General features: G+C 41.7%; 17 protein-coding genes. 1 reads left to right on the top strand and 16 read right to left on the bottom strand.

Annotated elements, in window-relative coordinates; all coding sequences use genetic code 11:
- Positions 1-126: 126 nt before the first annotated feature.
- The 8 genes from bsdcttw_RS03485 to modA all read right to left on the bottom strand — a co-directional run bounded on the left by bsdcttw_RS03485 (position 127) and on the right by modA (position 6,977).
- The gene (locus bsdcttw_RS03485; protein WP_185258032.1) at positions 127-396 is read right to left on the bottom strand and encodes an HPr family phosphocarrier protein; all 270 of its coding nucleotides are present in this window, start codon (positions 394-396) and stop codon (positions 127-129) included.
- A gap of 71 nt (positions 397-467) precedes the next feature.
- A complete protein-coding gene (locus bsdcttw_RS03480; RefSeq protein ID WP_185258031.1) occupies positions 468-1,688 on the bottom strand; it encodes a CdaR family protein in 1,221 nt (406 codons plus the stop codon).
- A complete protein-coding gene (cdaA, locus tag bsdcttw_RS03475; protein WP_185258030.1) occupies positions 1,669-2,547 on the bottom strand; it encodes a diadenylate cyclase CdaA in 879 nt (292 codons plus the stop codon). The genes bsdcttw_RS03480 and cdaA overlap by 20 nt, the downstream gene beginning before the upstream one ends.
- Positions 2,548-2,583: 36 nt before the next feature.
- Positions 2,584-3,585, bottom strand: coding sequence for a hypothetical protein (locus bsdcttw_RS03470; RefSeq protein ID WP_185258029.1), 1,002 nt, complete (start codon positions 3,583-3,585; stop codon positions 2,584-2,586).
- Positions 3,586-3,587: 2 nt separating this feature from the next.
- Positions 3,588-4,007, bottom strand: a complete 420-nt coding sequence (locus bsdcttw_RS03465) for a hypothetical protein (protein WP_185258028.1) — start codon at positions 4,005-4,007, stop codon at positions 3,588-3,590.
- 276 nt (positions 4,008-4,283) lie between these two features.
- Positions 4,284-5,339: a sulfate/molybdate ABC transporter ATP-binding protein gene (locus bsdcttw_RS03460; protein ID WP_207726488.1), complete on the bottom strand. Its 1,056-nt coding sequence runs from the start codon at positions 5,337-5,339 to the stop codon at positions 4,284-4,286.
- Between the two features lie 2 nt (positions 5,340-5,341).
- The gene (gene modB, locus bsdcttw_RS03455; RefSeq protein WP_185258026.1) at positions 5,342-6,013 is read right to left on the bottom strand and encodes a molybdate ABC transporter permease subunit; all 672 of its coding nucleotides are present in this window, start codon (positions 6,011-6,013) and stop codon (positions 5,342-5,344) included.
- A gap of 37 nt (positions 6,014-6,050) precedes the next feature.
- The gene (modA, locus tag bsdcttw_RS03450) at positions 6,051-6,977 is read right to left on the bottom strand and encodes a molybdate ABC transporter substrate-binding protein (protein WP_225903781.1); all 927 of its coding nucleotides are present in this window, start codon (positions 6,975-6,977) and stop codon (positions 6,051-6,053) included.
- Between the two features lie 542 nt (positions 6,978-7,519).
- On the opposite strand from modA, the gene bsdcttw_RS03445 reads away from it, so the two are divergent.
- A complete protein-coding gene (locus bsdcttw_RS03445; RefSeq protein WP_185258025.1) occupies positions 7,520-8,440 on the top strand; it encodes a substrate-binding domain-containing protein in 921 nt (306 codons plus the stop codon).
- Positions 8,441-8,456: 16 nt separating this feature from the next.
- Here the strand turns inward: bsdcttw_RS03445 and bsdcttw_RS03440 are convergent, their stop codons facing one another.
- From bsdcttw_RS03440 to nifE, 8 genes are all read right to left on the bottom strand, one after another.
- Positions 8,457-9,476, bottom strand: a complete 1,020-nt coding sequence (locus tag bsdcttw_RS03440; RefSeq protein ID WP_185258024.1) for a hypothetical protein — start codon at positions 9,474-9,476, stop codon at positions 8,457-8,459.
- Positions 9,477-9,480: 4 nt separating this feature from the next.
- On the bottom strand, positions 9,481-10,098 hold the full coding sequence (locus bsdcttw_RS03435; RefSeq protein ID WP_185258023.1) for a Fe-only nitrogenase accessory AnfO family protein: 618 nt from the start codon (positions 10,096-10,098) through the stop codon (positions 9,481-9,483).
- A gap of 35 nt (positions 10,099-10,133) precedes the next feature.
- Positions 10,134-10,421, bottom strand: a complete 288-nt coding sequence (locus tag bsdcttw_RS03430) for a PqqD family protein (RefSeq protein ID WP_185258022.1) — start codon at positions 10,419-10,421, stop codon at positions 10,134-10,136.
- 10 nt (positions 10,422-10,431) lie between these two features.
- Positions 10,432-11,250: a beta/alpha barrel domain-containing protein gene (locus tag bsdcttw_RS03425; RefSeq protein WP_185258021.1), complete on the bottom strand. Its 819-nt coding sequence runs from the start codon at positions 11,248-11,250 to the stop codon at positions 10,432-10,434.
- A complete protein-coding gene (locus bsdcttw_RS03420; RefSeq protein ID WP_185258020.1) occupies positions 11,234-12,226 on the bottom strand; it encodes a homocitrate synthase/isopropylmalate synthase family protein in 993 nt (330 codons plus the stop codon). The genes bsdcttw_RS03425 and bsdcttw_RS03420 overlap by 17 nt, the downstream gene beginning before the upstream one ends.
- Positions 12,227-12,293: 67 nt before the next feature.
- Positions 12,294-12,602: a 2Fe-2S ferredoxin gene (locus bsdcttw_RS03415; RefSeq protein ID WP_185258019.1), complete on the bottom strand. Its 309-nt coding sequence runs from the start codon at positions 12,600-12,602 to the stop codon at positions 12,294-12,296.
- A 14-nt stretch (positions 12,603-12,616) separates the two neighbouring features.
- Positions 12,617-15,283 (bottom strand): nitrogenase component 1, encoded by a 2,667-nt coding sequence (locus tag bsdcttw_RS03410; protein WP_185258018.1) that lies wholly within the window; start codon positions 15,281-15,283, stop codon positions 12,617-12,619.
- Positions 15,280-16,641, bottom strand: coding sequence for a nitrogenase iron-molybdenum cofactor biosynthesis protein NifE (gene nifE / locus bsdcttw_RS03405; protein WP_185258017.1), 1,362 nt, complete (start codon positions 16,639-16,641; stop codon positions 15,280-15,282). Before nifE ends, bsdcttw_RS03410 begins: the two co-directional genes overlap by 4 nt.
- Positions 16,642-16,805 lie beyond the last annotated feature (164 nt).

Below are 16,805 nucleotides of genomic sequence, written 5' to 3'. Positions count from 1 at the left end.
CCCATCCCTATCATTCCTTTTCTCGTTATTTGCCTATAATTTTGTTTTACATTATAGCAAACCTTCCAAAGGATTACAAGTTTAATTTAAAACATTCCGCCGAATATTTATGCAGGCGATATTAGGTCAGATTTCATCTCCAAGGCCGCCTTCCACGGCTTTGATTATGACAGCAAGTGCTTTCTCTTCGTCTTCACCTTCACAAATGATTTCAATTTCATCCCCTGTTTTTATACAGGCACCTAACACACTAAGTACACTCTTTCCGTTAACCCTTGTATTTTCTATGGCAATCGTAATCTTAGAACGGAATTCTATTGCGATCTTACAAAATAATCCCGCCGGTCTCAGATGTAATCCATTTGGATTTTTAACTACTATCTTGCTGCTTACCATTTTCAACCTCTTTTCCGAATATCCACTTTTAGTGAATATTTTATCTGTTCCTTTATGTAGGAATACTTATGTTAACCTCCGGTATGTTTCAGGGTTACCACCACACTGGGGTTAACCAGTGTGACGCCATTCGGTGAATTAAACTCTATAGACATAGTATTCGTACCAACCTTTGCTTTCTTTAAATCAATATAGGGTCTTAAATTATATTTATTCACACTGTTTAATACTTCAGTACTTCCATACAATACTACATTAAAAATATTGGAATTCAAAGTAGCCATTGCACCCTTGGGAACATTCCTAAACTCGATATCACTGGCATCATAACTTAAATCTTTTGTATCGAGTTTTTCTATCTTTACATTAATAACCGCTGTTTGATTATCATCAATTAATATAACATCATTTTTTATAAAGTCCGCTATGTTAACCTGATCTTCGATATCCTCTTTTTGGTTGTCAATATTATATTCACCCATAATATATTGAACCTTGTCAAGTTCGTCCTTTTCTCCTGCAATAACTACCTGTTTGGGTTCATATTCAAAATCTACATATTTATAACCGGAATAGGGTGTTCCGGTAACTTCTATGAAAAGATTCACGGTCTTAGTCTGCAATAAATTAACCGTCACATCCACTGTATCGTAATTAAATGTCAGCTTATCGGAATCCATCAGGCTTCCATTTTTATCATATACTTTTGGAACCGCACTGGTTACAAAGGATTGACGCTGGTTCGTTACCGCAACTTCCACATCAACTTCCTTGATGCGGTTTATAACCGTTTCCGCACCGCTGACCTGTATGATATTAGGACTTGTAGTTTTATCCTTGATATAATAACCGGACGCTACCTCCCCCTGAGTTACAACATTAATGCGAAACTGCTCCGTTTTTTGATTTTCCAGGCTGACCTTCATAGTGGAAGTATCCTGCGTAATCTCCATAATGTCTCTTTCATGTCCGGGTACGCTTACATTAATTTGAACAGCATTTACAAGGGACAGTTCCGATAGGTCTGCTACTGCTTTGATGTCCGTGGTTTTTAATGCTTCTATTACAGAACGTTTCGCCTTTATAGTAACATCTACCGTATCACCGGATACTACCTCATAGACTTTATCTTTCTGAGCGATGACGTTTTCATTTATTTTAGTTACCTGTATATGATAATAGGATTTCTGAATTACAGGATTGGCTATATTCAAGATTATCAACCAGATAAAAATAGCCATAAACAGGGACAGTATCTTAAGTCCAAGATTTCTAGTCAGTTTCTCTCTCATTCTTAGACCTCCCCTTCCATAATTTAATTTTCTTGTTATCAGGTGCCTTACTCTGAAGACTGAGAATCTTATTCTTTAAATAATCCCCGTCTACATTACGTATCAGGCTGCCGCCCATAGCAAGAGATACCTTTCCGGTTTCTTCTGATACGATAACAGTAAGACAATCCGTAATCTCACTGACTCCGATACCTGCTCTGTGTCTTGTACCAAGTTCCTTGCTTAGGTGCATGTTATCTGACAAAGGCAGATAGCAGGTTGCCGCTGCGACTCTATTTCCTTTAATGATAACCGCTCCATCATGAAGAGGAGTATTATGCTCAAAAATATTAATCAGCAGCTGACTGCTTACCAGTGAATCTATAGCAATTCCCGTCTTTTCAAATTCCATTAAAGAAAGTTCTTTTTCTATCACAATCAGTGCCCCTGTTTTTGCCTTGGCAAGCTCAAAAGTGGCTTTTACAATATCTGCGACCGTCTTTTCTGAAAATCGGTCTCCTTTATCTTTGGAGTCATTAAAATTAAACAAAGGTGTAACAAGATGATTTTGCCCCAGCTGTTCCAAAGCTTTTCTGAATTCTGGCTGAAATACTATAATGACTGCGATAATCCCTACATTAAGACATTTATAGAATATCCAGAGTATTACGCTTAAATTCAAAATGGAGGCAAAAAGCCAGAGAATGAGCAACACAATAAGTCCCTTGACCAGTATCCAGGCTCTTGTCTGTTTTACCCATACAATCACGTTGTAGATAACAAAAGTCAGAATCAGAATTTCAATGAAGTCTGTAAGCCTGATCTTAGGAAGTGAATTCCAGCTTATATAGTCTTTAAAAAACCTTATGATTGTCTCCATAAAAGCTCACCCGCTTTACTGTAATTTAGCGTACTTTTAATTATCTTCATCCTCATAGTCTTCCTCATCAGGGAAGGAATCATCCGGAAATTGTTCACCGGGAATCTGTGTCTTTTGTGTATTAAACCTCTTAACATTTACTTGAGGAGTCGTAACATTGATCTTAGGTACTGCTTTTACATAATAGTAATAATCATCATCTTCAAACTGTACATGTTCTGCTGCAGAATAATCTAATGACAGATAAAAGAATTGTATTACAACGACCACAAGACCTGAAATGATAGTTCCGATTATCATCGTACCAATCTTTTCTGATGTATCAAATTTCAGACTTGCTATTAAAAACCCGAATACTGTAGTAAAGCATCCAGCCGCAACAGCAATTTCATGGGCGTAGTCAAACTTCATCTTCCATACCAGCCAGGTAATTAAGATAGTGATTGAAAATACTATCATGGCAGTTAACAGCTGGCTATTGTCTTTAATTCCATTCACCACATAGGTATATATCGTCATAGTATCTTCCAGGTTTAAGTTCACCTGTATCGCTGCTGCCTGCTCTATAATATACACAAGATAGTATACCATTACTCCGAGACAGGTAGGTATAATAGCAACCGGTGTTGAAAACACTCCCAGTAATAAAGGAATGGTATAAGGTATCTTTAAATAAAACAAAATAGGAACCGCAAGAACCACTAAGCCAAGTCTGGGTGTGAACCTAAGAAATAAACAATACATTATAATAAATAGTATTAAAATAATAGCGGATAATATGACTGATACCGAGTAAATATGCAAAAAGGTTACCAAAGCTGAAAGCAGCAGCAAAACAGCGGATGGTGTAAATGCACTTAGCAGTGAAAGAGCAAGAACAATAGGCATTTGCTTTAAGCGGGAATCGTAACCCAAGTTCATATTAATGGTTTCAAATACAATAAGTGCTATAATAAACTTAAATATAGGTTTAAGATATATCTCATGCTTTTGGTATAGGCTCTGCAGCCTGGTTCGAAGTACTAACAAAGTCATCATTTTTATTTCAATGCCTCCCCTTTTTCATCCCCATCGTTTTCCTGATAAACTCTGTTCAGTCTTTTAAGAAGTTTATAGTATCTTGACAGATTCTTTTTGGAATGATCGTATTTTATGGAATACCCTATGAATGCCCCTGTAATATAGATAGCCATTAAGATAATATAAAAGCCAAGCAGATATTGGCCAATCCGTACAAAGTTCAAGGTTACTATCTTGCTGATGATATATTCCGCATGGTACATGCCGAATAAAAGCAGCACCAGTAAATAACCCAGGGTAATGCTTACCGCAGTCTTAATTACCTGGTATCTGACATAATCAGTCTTATAGTACTTGCTGATCTTAATATCTTCCTTGCCCTTTCCATCTTCAAAAGCAGCCAGCTTTGTCATTAATTTTATTTTTTTATTATCTAACATCTTGTTCCTCGCTTTCACTATCAAAACTGATTCTGGTGCAAAAGCTGCTTATAAAAACACCAGATAGTTACTGTTATTATATCATATAGCTTGGATGTTTTCGAGCCTTATTTTACAAGTTTTCTGGTTTTCCCTGTATTTTATTCCATTAACCAAATCAACATCTTTATTTTCAAAATAAAAGAACCAAAGGATTAACCTGGTTCTTTAAATAATGCTCCTATTTATTCAGTTTTATAACTTCTATATCCCATTCCTCCAAAAAGATTAAATACTTTACGCCAAGATCTTTCTGTCTGATTTCAGGTATAGAATTTCTCTCTTTGGTATAGCAAGTACAGGAGGATAAAGAGAGAGCTTGCGATAGATTTCCTTGGGCATCTCCCAACGAACCAATCCGTGCCCATCTTCCAACGAGACCATTAATATCATACTGAATACAGCTTCTGTAATCTGTTCAACTGTATAGCGTGCAAAAACAGCACTATTCTTATCCTCAACCATAAATTCCGGAAGGATTTGATTTGCCCTTATACCAAGAAAACAAGAATCTTCAAATTTCTCCCGGAACTTAAATTTTAATCCCAGGTCAGGAACAAAGACCGCTGATTTCTCATGTATAATCGGGAAAATATTTTTACACCCCGTCAACAGCGCATCCACATAAGTCTGCGGATTCTGGTAAAGCATTTGTTTTGTACAGACAGGCTCATTACTCCCATGTTCAATTACCACTACCTTGTCACTGATGCGATATACTTCATCTCTGTCATGGGATACAAACAGCACCGTCTTCCCAAATTCACGAATAACCGACATAATTTCACGCTCCAGCTGCCATCTTAGATAGCTGTCTAACGCTGAAAAGGGTTCATCAAGCATAATTATCTGCGGTTCAGACACGATGATTCTGGCAAGGGCACATCTTTGCTTTTGTCCGCCTGACAGCTGAGCGGGATAGAGATGCTCCAGTCCAGCCAGATGAAACCTCTCTATCACACCGTCGACCATCTCCTTTTTTTCCTTTGGCATTACGACCATAATATTCTTCTTAACAGTCATATTGGGTATCAGTGCAAAATCCTGAAAAAGATACCCTGCCCTGCGTTTCTGCGGAGCCAGGTCGATGCCCCTTTCAGAATCATACACCGTCTGGCCGTTTAGGATGATCCGTCCGCTATCCGGTTTCTCAATTCCCGCGATGCAGCGCAGGGTCATACTTTTTCCACAGCCGGAAGCTCCCATAAGTGCTACGGTTTCATTTTCAGCTTGAAAATCAATATTCAGGTTGAACTTTCCCATCTTCTTTTTTATTCTGCAGCAAATAGACATCTCTATTTCCCCTTTCCAAAGGAAATTCGTTTTTCAAAAATGTTAACACAGAGCATTACCGTAAAAGAAATTGCCAGATTAATTATGACCCACTGCATGGCCTTTTCGTCCTGATTGGTCTGCCAGAAATAAGCTACTGTTGTTGATATGGTAGCCGTACGGCCCGAAATATAGCCGGCCACCATACTTGTCGCACCGTATTCCCCAAGTCCTCTGGCAAAGGCCAACACCACGCCGGCAAGAATTCCCTCTTTACAATTGGGAAGCAGTACTTTCCAGAAAATATAAGCATTGGATAAGCAAAGGGTCTTGCTGGCTGCAATGATATTCTGATCAAAGGCCTCAAAGGAACTTCTTGCTGTCCGGTACATTAACGGAAAGGTAACCACCACCACGGCAACAATCGCAGCCTGCCATTTCATGGTAAGGGTCGCATTAAAATATTCTTTCACCAGTATTCCGAGATTGCTTCTTGGAGAAATCGCCTTTAATATCAAAAAGCCTACTACTGTCGGAGGCAGCACCATCGGAATTGTAAGAACAGCATCCAGTACCCCTTTTAGGAAGCTAGGGAGTTTTGCCACATAATTCGCAATGAAAATTCCAAGAAAAAATGTGATTACCGATGCAATAAGGGAAATTCTCAGTGAATTCCATAGAGGGAACAATTCCACCTGACCACCTCCTTTTTCATGATTTTAAGCTATGATCTTACTTCCCCGGAACAATCAATACAACCTTGTTTTCCAAAAGGTCAATCTTTGTATCGTCCGCGATATAGCCTTCTCCGCTGAGTGCCGTCATCTGTTTTGCTGCCGCTGAGAAAAAGATATCTGCCTCGGCTCCGGATTCAATCTGGGTCTGAAGCGTACCGCTTGAATCAAAATTAAACACCAGTTTGATAGCAGGATATTTTGCTTCAAAGGCTGTCTGTATCGCAGAAAGCGATTCCGTTAGACTTGCAGCCGCAAATACATTCAAGGTACATGCTTTCCCCGTATATTCTGTTTCTGCTGCCGGAGTGGCAATCGCCACACTAAAACCAACTTTTTTAAACTCTGAAAGCGCAGTATCCGCCGCGATATAATTCAGAAATACCTTCCCGGCATCCGGATTTTTCGATCCGGAAAGCATTGCCACCGGATATACCACAGGTGTTTTTAAAGAACCTTCCGGTGCTTCACAAATAACCTTAACTCCTGTAGCAGTTGCCGCATCTGTTGCGTATACAACACCGCAGTCCACAGAAGCTTCTTCTACTTGTGACAATACCTCCTTTACATTGGTGCCAAAGGAAATCTTGCTCTGGATATTCTCCCAAAAGCCAAGGCTTTCAAAAATCTCCTGGGAATACTGCCCCACCGGTACATCCGAATTCCCCAGGGCTATCAACTTCACTTTATCGGTACCAATATCTTCAAAGCTTGTAATTCCCTCTTCTGCTTTTGTATCCCCCGCCGTATCTGTCACAGTTGCTTCCGGGGTTGGGGTCACAGTTTCTGTCACACTGTTTGTAGCAGTTACTTCAGCGTCCGGATTTTCTGTCTGCCGAGAGTCTGACTTACTACACGCTACAGTAAATAACATCATTCCCACAAGAATTATTGCCAGTGCTCGTTTCATAACATTTTTTTTCATATTTAGCTCCCTTCTGCATGCTTAGTCCTTTGAGTTCTTAGTAGCACCTTGGTGCTTATTAGTACCTAAAGGTGCTGCTGTACGCGTACCAGGGGAGAGTAAAAGATTTATCTTTCACTCTTATCCTCCTTTTCAAATCCAAAACAACATGGCTTATTTTATCTTTATAGTTTTTATGTTTACTGGTTTCTAATATTTTGTTTCTTATGTACTGTTTTATTTATTATCATACTGTTTTATTTATTATTGTTTTATGTTGTAACCAACTGTTGTTTTGTATTATGATTCATAGGATATATAATTAATTGACTATTGTCAATATTATTCTTTATTTTCAGCATTATCAACATTATAGATTATATTTTAATACTTTTTTATACGATTTCGTTCAGTAATAATTATGTTTTGTTTCTTTTTATTTTGTATTAATATGTTTAGTTATTTTTTATTTAGTTTTGTCTCCACATGATATAGACTTATCCTTTTGTTTCTGTTATAATTTATGTAATAATTTGAGCGTCAAAAGAAAACAGGTGATGAAAATGAATGAAAAACTTTATACACCGCTGGAAGCGGCAGAGATTTTAAAAATAAAAAAGAATACCGTTTACGAAATGATTAAACGCGGTACTCTAAAGGCCACAAAGATGGGTAAACAGCTTCGTATTACAGAAAGTGATCTGAATCAGCTTATCACCTCCGGCAATAACCAAACAGAGGAGAATGATTATATCATATCCTCCGGCTATCCACTGGACCGCCCTGAGGATATTATTGTCTGCGGCCAGGATATCGTCCTGGATATGCTATGCTCTTCAGCACATTCCCTCTGTAAATCTTCCCGTTATATCCGTTCCTATGAAGGAAGCTATAATGGGCTGCTCTCCTTATACAAGGACGAGGTATCTGTTGCATCGGCACATATTTGGGACTATAAGACGGGTTCCTACAACCTTCCCTATATCAGTTATCTGATTCCCGGAGAAAAGGTCCAAGTCTACCATGTACTGAACAGACCCATTGGATTTTATGTTGCCAAAGGCAACCCAAAAAACATTCATTCCATTGAAGACTTTGCCCGGGATGACATTCATATCGCAAACCGCGAAAAAGGAAGCGGCATCCGGATTTTAACAGATTCCCTCCTAGTGTCCCAGGGTATCTCTCCCTCCTCTGTAAAGGGTTATGACAAGGCAGTAAGCTCTCATCTGGCTGCGGCGGCAATTGTTGCAAAAGGCGGCGCTGACTGTGCCCTCGGCAACAAGAGCACCGCACTTCAGATGCCCAGTATTGATTTTCTGTATCTGCGTGATGAGCAGTATGATCTTGTTATCAAGGAAGCCGATATCGGCCGTCCTGAAATCAACGCTTTGATTAAAGTACTCCGTTCCAGAGAATTTGCCGATGAAATCAACGCCATCGGTCTTTATAATATAACCGATATGGGAAAGCGGCTGCTTTAAGAGCAGCTTTTTGCTTCTATTTCATCGTTGTGTTCCGCTCCCCGCAAAGAAAACAGGACCCACAGTCTGAAGGAGTGCAGCCCATCTGTCCGGAATCTGCCTTTCCCACAACAAATCTGGTTCCTTGAATAGGATAGGTAGCTTCCTGTTCTGAAATTAGCGTCACTGTATCCTGCTCCCAGTCGAAACTGATTTTCATCGCCTCAGAGGTCATTACGTCGTCATGTAAAGGATGGGGCTTTAATACCGGTTTCCATATCTCTGTTGAGTAGAATTTGTCTTGACTTCCCTTATCCGATTGAATTATTATCCGGTTTTCCTCTGTTTTAATGGATAAGAGCTTTCCTTCCGCACTGAATTTTAATGAATTTTCATCTGCATGAACTCCAAGGGCATTGGAATCATATGCTGACAAGTATCCGATTGGTGTTGCTATCCTTACGGGAGCTGCCGGTTCCACCGACTCCAATTCCCCCGATTCATACAAAGAAAAACCGATAGCAGTTTCCATCTCCCCAGCCGGAGTGTTAATCAATACCCTTTCTCCGGGGTACAGAGTAATACTCCGAACAGCACCGCTTTGGTAAAAATTAATGGCAGAAAGATATGCCGTAAAAGATGTAAAATCAAATTCAAAGGTCAATGGAATATTATGATTTTTTTCTTCTTCCTCGGTCCAGAAGCCGCTTATTTTTCCGTCTGTAATAAACACACGGTGTACCTCTCCGCTCGGATAAAAGGTTATCTTCTCAGCCGGAATCTCTCCAATCGGTGTCACTACCTCCGACTGCTCCTCCAGCATAACGGCTTTCATCATTCCATTCTTATAAAATTCAACGGAAGGGGTATTCTTTCTCCTTGGCGTCTCTGTATATGCCGGAATAAGCTCCCCCGCATGGGTTACGACCATGTTTTTTCCTTCCAGCTTAAGGCTCTCAAGTTCTCCTGACGGATAAGTCTGAAAGGAAGTTACCTCCCCGAATATCCCGTTTGCAATCTGAATATGACTGTCATCCACTACCATATAGTTTACCATGTAATCAACCTCCTTCACACTGCCTGTGGGTAATCACCGCTATTTGACCTGCTGCCGTCTTTTCTGTTCTGACAAGGAACCTTTTATCCTTCTCCAGCCAGGGTGGTATATGTGTACAAATGACCTTAAGTTCCACAAAGGGTGTGGACTCAAAGAAAGGAAACAGTGCCTTTTTGGAGCTCAATTCCGGATTTTTTTTCTGTGCCCTGATTAAGTCAAAATGGTAGACTCCATCTACACCGGTTTCTTCCGGAACCGCCTTTACCTGTGAAGCCTTGTTTTGCTCCTCCTGAAACTGTCTCAATTCTTCCAATAATCCTTCTATGCTCTCTCTGTTATTATCCGCCAGCAAAAAAATACAAAAGCCCGCCATATCAAAGACAGAATAGGGAATCCCGGAAATACTGCCAAAGGCTGCCGTTTTACAATCTCCAAGTCCCTCAATCAGCTCCTTTACCTTTGCTCGAACAACCGCCGGTGAGGAGGGTTCTATTGGCTTAAAAACAATCTCTTCTGTTATTATTAATTTTTCCTGTTCCTTTTCATAAATCGTGTACCCACAGCACTGATAGAAATCAGCCATTTTCTTTTCCTGATTGTAGAAAACTACAGCTTTATCCATTTATGCAACCACACCCTTTCCAAAGCGCGCATTTTTCACACTACCTCCACAACATTCCCATGAATCAATTTTGCCAGAAATTCAGCCACCTCATACTCTGCCTCTTCATCCTCCATACCGTACTTTTCAGCCACAGCCTCCAGCAGCCAGTTGACATCTGCCCCTTTCTCAATTTGACTCCAGAGAAAGACACATGCCTCATTCACTGAGGGCAGCCCCAGTAAAGAGCCATTGTCACTGTCTTCTGCATGGAAGATACAGAATTCCCCGCCCAGTTCTCTTAATATAAAGCCTTCCTTCAGCTTGACATAACGAATATTCATTTATGCTCTCCTATATGAAATTTTCAAAGTTAGGCTTTAGCATACTTTTCAGCTGCTCCATACAAACCAGAATCTTCTTTTTATCTATACCGGTCTGAAACCCGGATTCGCAAGCATGCACAAAGTGATACATATTGCAGTTCCCGGCACGTTCACCGATTCCATATAAGGTACAATCTATGAAATCCGCTCCCCTATTTGCCATTTCCAAAGAATTAGCAACTGCCATACCAAAATCATTATGTTCATGTGCTTCAATTGCCATCCCGCAATGTGACCTTATCTCAGTTACAAGATTACCGGCCCTGACCGGTGTAAAAATCCCAACCGTATCCGCCAGGCGAATGGTTTTTACCCCAAGTTTCTCTGCCAATGCAGCAAGTTTTAACATAAATCCAATGTCCGCTCTGGAAGCATCTTCAAACCCCAGTGTTACATCTACATGAAAGTTGTTGGCAATCTCCATGCATTCTGAAAGCTGCTTTTCGACCCAGGCTTTGTTCTTATTCAGTTTGGAATAAATCTGCACATAGCTGACCGGCGCTGCAATATGGATAATATCCGGTTTCTGATGGCAGGCTTCCATGACATCCTTGGGATTTAGCCTGGACCAGATTGATATTTTGGCCTGGGTTTTCTTAGCCATAATCTGAGACAGATACTCCCGTCCTTCAGTCCTTCGGTCGTAAATTCCTACCTCAATCTCATATACGCCAATCTGGTCGAGCAGCAGGGCAAGTTTAATTTTTTCCTCCGGAAGAAAGATGACCCCAGAACATTGTTCCCCATCCCGTAATGTGGTGTCTACGATTTTAAGAGTGTTTTTCATTCCGTTCATACCTCTCAATCATTTTTATGAAATCATCTTCTGAAACGGCTTCTCCGGTTATTCTGCTAAGCCCCTTCACTTCTTCCAGAAGTTCATCAATCTGTTCCAGGGCAGGACTTCCCGGTCGTAGCTCTTCGATCTTATAACGGATGGAATTTCTTCCGGAGTGCTTTCCAAGGGTTACTTCTCTTTGAAGGCCTACCAATTCTGGTTCATAGGGCTCATAATTCGTAGGTTTTTTTAATATCCCATCCACATGCACACCGGATTCTACATAGAAAATTCGTCTTCCCAATACCGGTGTTATGGGCGATACGGTCCCTCCCAGCACATTTTCCATCCATCCCCGTAAATCCAGGAAACTCCGAAAGCTCCTGCTGACCATGTATCTGTCCATTACATGCAAGGACAATAATAGTTGTTCTGTTGCCGCATATTCTCCTACCCCCATCATACTTGAGACTACCGCATAACCCTTATATTGCAGGAACAAAGAAGCGATAGCGGTTGCACAATGATAGGTATTCTCCGGACAAAGTATCAACCGTTCAAGGCAGAATTTCTTCTTTAACACCTCCATTCCCACTGTGCAGCCGCCTAGGATAAGGTTATCAAGACCGGTCACCTTCATCAGCTTACTCTTATCCGGCAAATCATATCCGGTATTATCCTCCAGGCTATTGACCTGATAAGAAGGGACTTCCTTATCATTCTTATATTGTTTTGGAGTAAAATACAGTTTGATTTTGTCATCCTTCTCCGGATAAAAACCCTTCATGTAGGCAGCTGTATCCACCTCGAGATAATAATGAAAACCCTCCGGAAGCTCTCCCTCCATTGTATAGTAAACATTGACGGAAAGCTGGATATCCTTGATACCGATTTCTCCCATGAGTTCAATGAAACAGTATATCTCATCCCGGGTCAAATTATAGTCATCCAGCCGGCTTAGTGTCCCATCTATAATTCTTATCATAGACATACCTCCCTGTTCTTCTCATGACTCTTACGACCAGACCATCAGATCTTCCTGAAGCTTACAATCAGATCATCAGATCTTTCACCGGCTTCCCACCTTCAAAATGCTCATCAAATATCCGCTCTACATCTTCCTTCTTAACATTTTTATACCAGACTCCTTCCGGGTAAACCACCACCACCGGACCTTTTTCGCAGATACCAAAGCACCCGGTATTATTCAGGACAACCTCACCAGAGAGCTCCCGTTCTTCAATCTCCTGCATGAATGCCTGAACAAGATCAACACTGCCCTGTTGAAAGCAGTACCCTTTTTGCTGTCCGTTAATCCTACAGCTTGTGCAGATAAATACATGATATTTGGGCTGAACCATAATCCTTCCTCCTTCTATACTTGCTTTGCAGCATTTATAATTGCACTCTCAATTCTATCAAAAGCAGACCAGGAAAGTATCCCCTTATCCTCCATCCTGCGTTTGGGAGAGTCGCCGATTCTCATAGCAATGACACCGTTACAGTCACTGAGTGTACCAAGTATCTTTGCAAATTTATCCTCCTGTTCACCACAATAGGCATTACCGGAACAATACTTCTCTACATCACGTTTCTCAAGGTAACGAATGTCACCGTCCGAATATTCATATATATAAAATTCCTTTGCATGCCCAAAGTGCAGATCCACATTAATTCCGCTTTTAGAGGCCACCGCAAACAGCAGATATTTTTTTATCTTCTTCTTTTCCTTTTCCCTTTTCTCTTCCACGGTAAATCCAGCCAGGTCAAGGGAGAGGTCATTATCAAGGGTCCCGATGGCATCCGCCCGGCACTGCCTGCAATGGAGCATCTGCTTCATGATGGTTCCGCACTCTGTTCTTAACTTCCCGATCTCCAGGTTACTCACCAAGGGAAGATTTTCAAAAGCGCTTCCTTTAACCGGAACCATTTGCATAATGTTTGTGATATACACACCCATTTCCTTGCAGGTCCGTACCACCTCCGGAATATGCTGTTCATTAATTCCCTTCAGTGTTACAATATTCACCTTGCAAATTATTCCTTCCGCCAGCAGCAGACGTAATCCAGACAGCTGATTCGATACCATAATAGCCCCGGCAGCATCCCCTTCATAAATTCCGCCCATATACTTAACATACTGATATATCTTTCCGCTGATTTTCGGGTCAACCGCGCTCATTGTCACAGTAATATGGGTGACTCCAAGGCTGACCAGCTCCTTTGCATAGAAGGGAAGCATCAGCCCGTTGGTGGATAAGCAAAAGGTCACGTCCTTATCGTATTCCCGAATTAATTCAAGGGTCCGCTTCACCTGAGGATAATTATCCGCCAGGGAATCTCCCGGTCCTGCAATTCCCACCACCGTAAGATTCGGCAGCTTCGCTTTTACTATTTTATACCTCTCCAATGCCTCCTCCGGAGTCAAGATAGAGCTGGTAACCCCCGGACGACTCTCATTGGGACAGTCAAACTTTCTCACACAGTAATTGCACTGAACATTACAGGCAGGCGCCACCGGCAGATGTATTCTTGCATTTTTATGGCCCGCACAATTGTAGCAGGGATGCTCCATTGTCTTTTTCAGCATATCCTCCGATATACCCATATCCTCCGGTATATTATTTTCCTCTACCACTGTCTTCTTTTTATCAAGACTGCTGTCTTTATAATATTCATCATAAACCACTTCACGAAAGGTAGTCTCTGTAACCTTCAGCAGAGCATTGGTGATATCATCCAGAAAGGTCAGACTTCCTTCAAACCCAAGCATGCGAAGTCTCTGTCCGCCTACCCGGTCATGAATCGGAAATGCCCTGCGGACCAGGGGAATCCCAAGGCTTTCCTCCATCCTGCGTCCATCCGAATTACCTATCATAAGATTGGCCCCATATTTTAGTGCTGCTTCCTCTATTTCCTTAAAATCCGCATCCTCCATAATGGCATAACCATCTACAAAATATCGTGACCCAAGCTCTTTTACAGCTGCTTCCACATAATCCTTTAAGGAAGGGAAAGCACTTCCGGTTGCTACGACCACCGGCATTATTCCATTCTCCGTACATATTCGAACCGCAGAGATAACAAATTCCGGTTCTCCAAATATCACCGCTCTTCCCCCACTGTTGTACTTGTGGGAATCAATCATGCCATCCAGATAACGTCCCCTCTCCTCTTTCAGATATCCCGGTACCTCAAGGCCTGATACTTCTGAAAGCAGCTTATAAAACAAATCCGTAGCCTTTAGACCCACGGGGGATGGTATCTGCCGGCAAGGCACCCCGTATTTCTCAAAAAGTGTCTTCCCAGGGGATTGGGTGGTGGTATCATCACTAATCTCTATGGTCAGCTTCGCTCCCGCCATTCTTCTTAAATCGCCAATGGGGGTGCCTTTCTCAGGAAGCCTTGTATAATCCGGTTCATATCCTCTATCAAGATTTCCGGAGATATCCGGCAGAAATATTGCATCTATTCCAAATTGTAAGAATGCACTCTTTATAAAACGGATATCCGCTGGGCTATGAGGGGGTAGTATTACATTGACCTTATTATTTTTCTCTGCATTCATCTCAAGCTTCTCTGCAATTGCATTGAGTGCCGCCATATAGCCCTCATACTGGGTTCCGCCATATCCGGGTGAAGCAACCGGAATGATTGTCAGTTCTTTATAGGCTGGGTTTTCCTCCCGAAACGTCTCAATAATACCCGCAACATCCTCACCAATCGTTTCGGCAAGACAGGTCGTCATAACTCCGATTACCTCTGGGTTATACAGGCTGATCAAGTTGGCAAGGCCGGTTTTTAGGTTTTTCTCCCCCCCATAAACTGTCCCCTGCTCTGTGAGAGAGGAGGAAGCGATATCCACCGGCTCATTATAATGTGTAGCCATATGTCTTCTGATATAAGTAGCGCATCCTTGAGAACCATGAAGGATAGTCATACATTTACTGATTCCGTAAAAGGCCGTAGCGGCTCCCATAGGCATACACATCTTGCAGGGGTTTACATTCAGATTAACCAGAGGATTTATTTTTGTTTTCATAGGCCGCACTCCTTCATAATATCCCATACCGGGCTGTTGATACTCTCATTAATCTCCCTGGTAAAATTGATAATTCCCTCAAACCCCGCCAGTGCATGCTTTCTCTCATGATTGTGGTCGCAAAAAGCAATTCCTAATTTATACGCCAGCGGACGTTCCTTCACACCTCCTACCAGAATATCCGCTCCTTTTTCTTTCATAAAGGACTCCAGCTCCGCAGGATTTGCATCATCCAGAATGACGGTATCCTCCTCTACCAGACTCTCGATTATTTCATAATCCTCTCTTTTCCCGGTCTGGGTTCCTACGACAACGGTTTTCATTCCAAGAAAAGCAAACTGGCGGATCAACGAAATTGCTTTAAAGCCTCCACCCACATAGATAGCTGCCTTTTTTCCCTCGAGATTCCTTTTGTACCTGCTAAGGAAGCCTTGCATTTTCTCTGTCTCTTCTTCGCAGAACCGGATAGCCTTCTCTCTTGCGTCCTCATTTCCCAGTGCTTCCGCAATTCTTATAAGGGAAGCCGTCGTATCCTCAATCCCAAAAAAGCTTACTTTGATAGAAGGAATACCAAACTCCGCTTCCATCCGGTTGGCAAGATAAGTACTCGAACCGGCGCACTGAACCACATTCAGAGAAGCAGACGGAGCCTTTATCATCTCATCATAGCATGCATCTCCGGTAAAGGAAGCCACCACAGGAATACCGATTCTGGCCATATAATTCTTAATAATCCACATTTCTCCCGCCAAATTGTAATCACCTAGTATATTGATTCCCTCTCTTCGCTTTTCTGCCTTATGAGGACCTATAACCTGCATGATTGCATCACAGGCCATCCGGTAACCGGTGGATTTATTTCCCGAAAACCCGGGTGATTTCACAGGTATCACCGGGATGGAGTATTTTTCAGACATATTCTTGCAGACAGCATCCACATCATCGCCGATAACCCCTACAATACAAGTGGAGTAAATAAAGATTAACTTGGGATGGTTTTTCGATATCAATTCTTCTATGGCAGCCTCAAGCTTTACAGCTCCGCCGAAGATAATATCCGTTTCTCTCAGATCCGTACAGAAACTGTTTCGATAGATATCTTCCCCGCTGGTAAGACTTCCGCGGATATCCCAGGTATAGCTTGAACATCCAATGGGTCCGTGGATGATATGATAGGCATCTGTAATAGGATTTAACACAACTCTTGCACCACAGTACACACAGGCTCTCTGGCTTACCGAACCCGATACGGAATCCGTATCACATTTCATCCCCGTACCGGAACAGACTCCCGCCTGTTTGGTCAGAATGGATTTTTCCCTTTCTCCTAAGACATTTCTTTGCTGTATTTCAGCCATAAGAATCACTCCTTTCGTCAATCATCACTTCCTGCACGGAGTATATCAAAATGTAGCTCTAAGAGGTATGACCTGCCCCATGCACGGTTGACCCTTATCCCTAAAGGACTTGTTTGTCTAACCCTGCATGCTCACAGGTCATACCCCTTAAAATTTACCTTTCA

Source organism: Anaerocolumna chitinilytica, assembly GCF_014218355.1.
GTDB classification, from domain to species: domain Bacteria; phylum Bacillota; class Clostridia; order Lachnospirales; family Lachnospiraceae; genus Anaerocolumna; species Anaerocolumna chitinilytica.
This window is presented reverse-complemented; position numbering and strand designations above follow the sequence as displayed.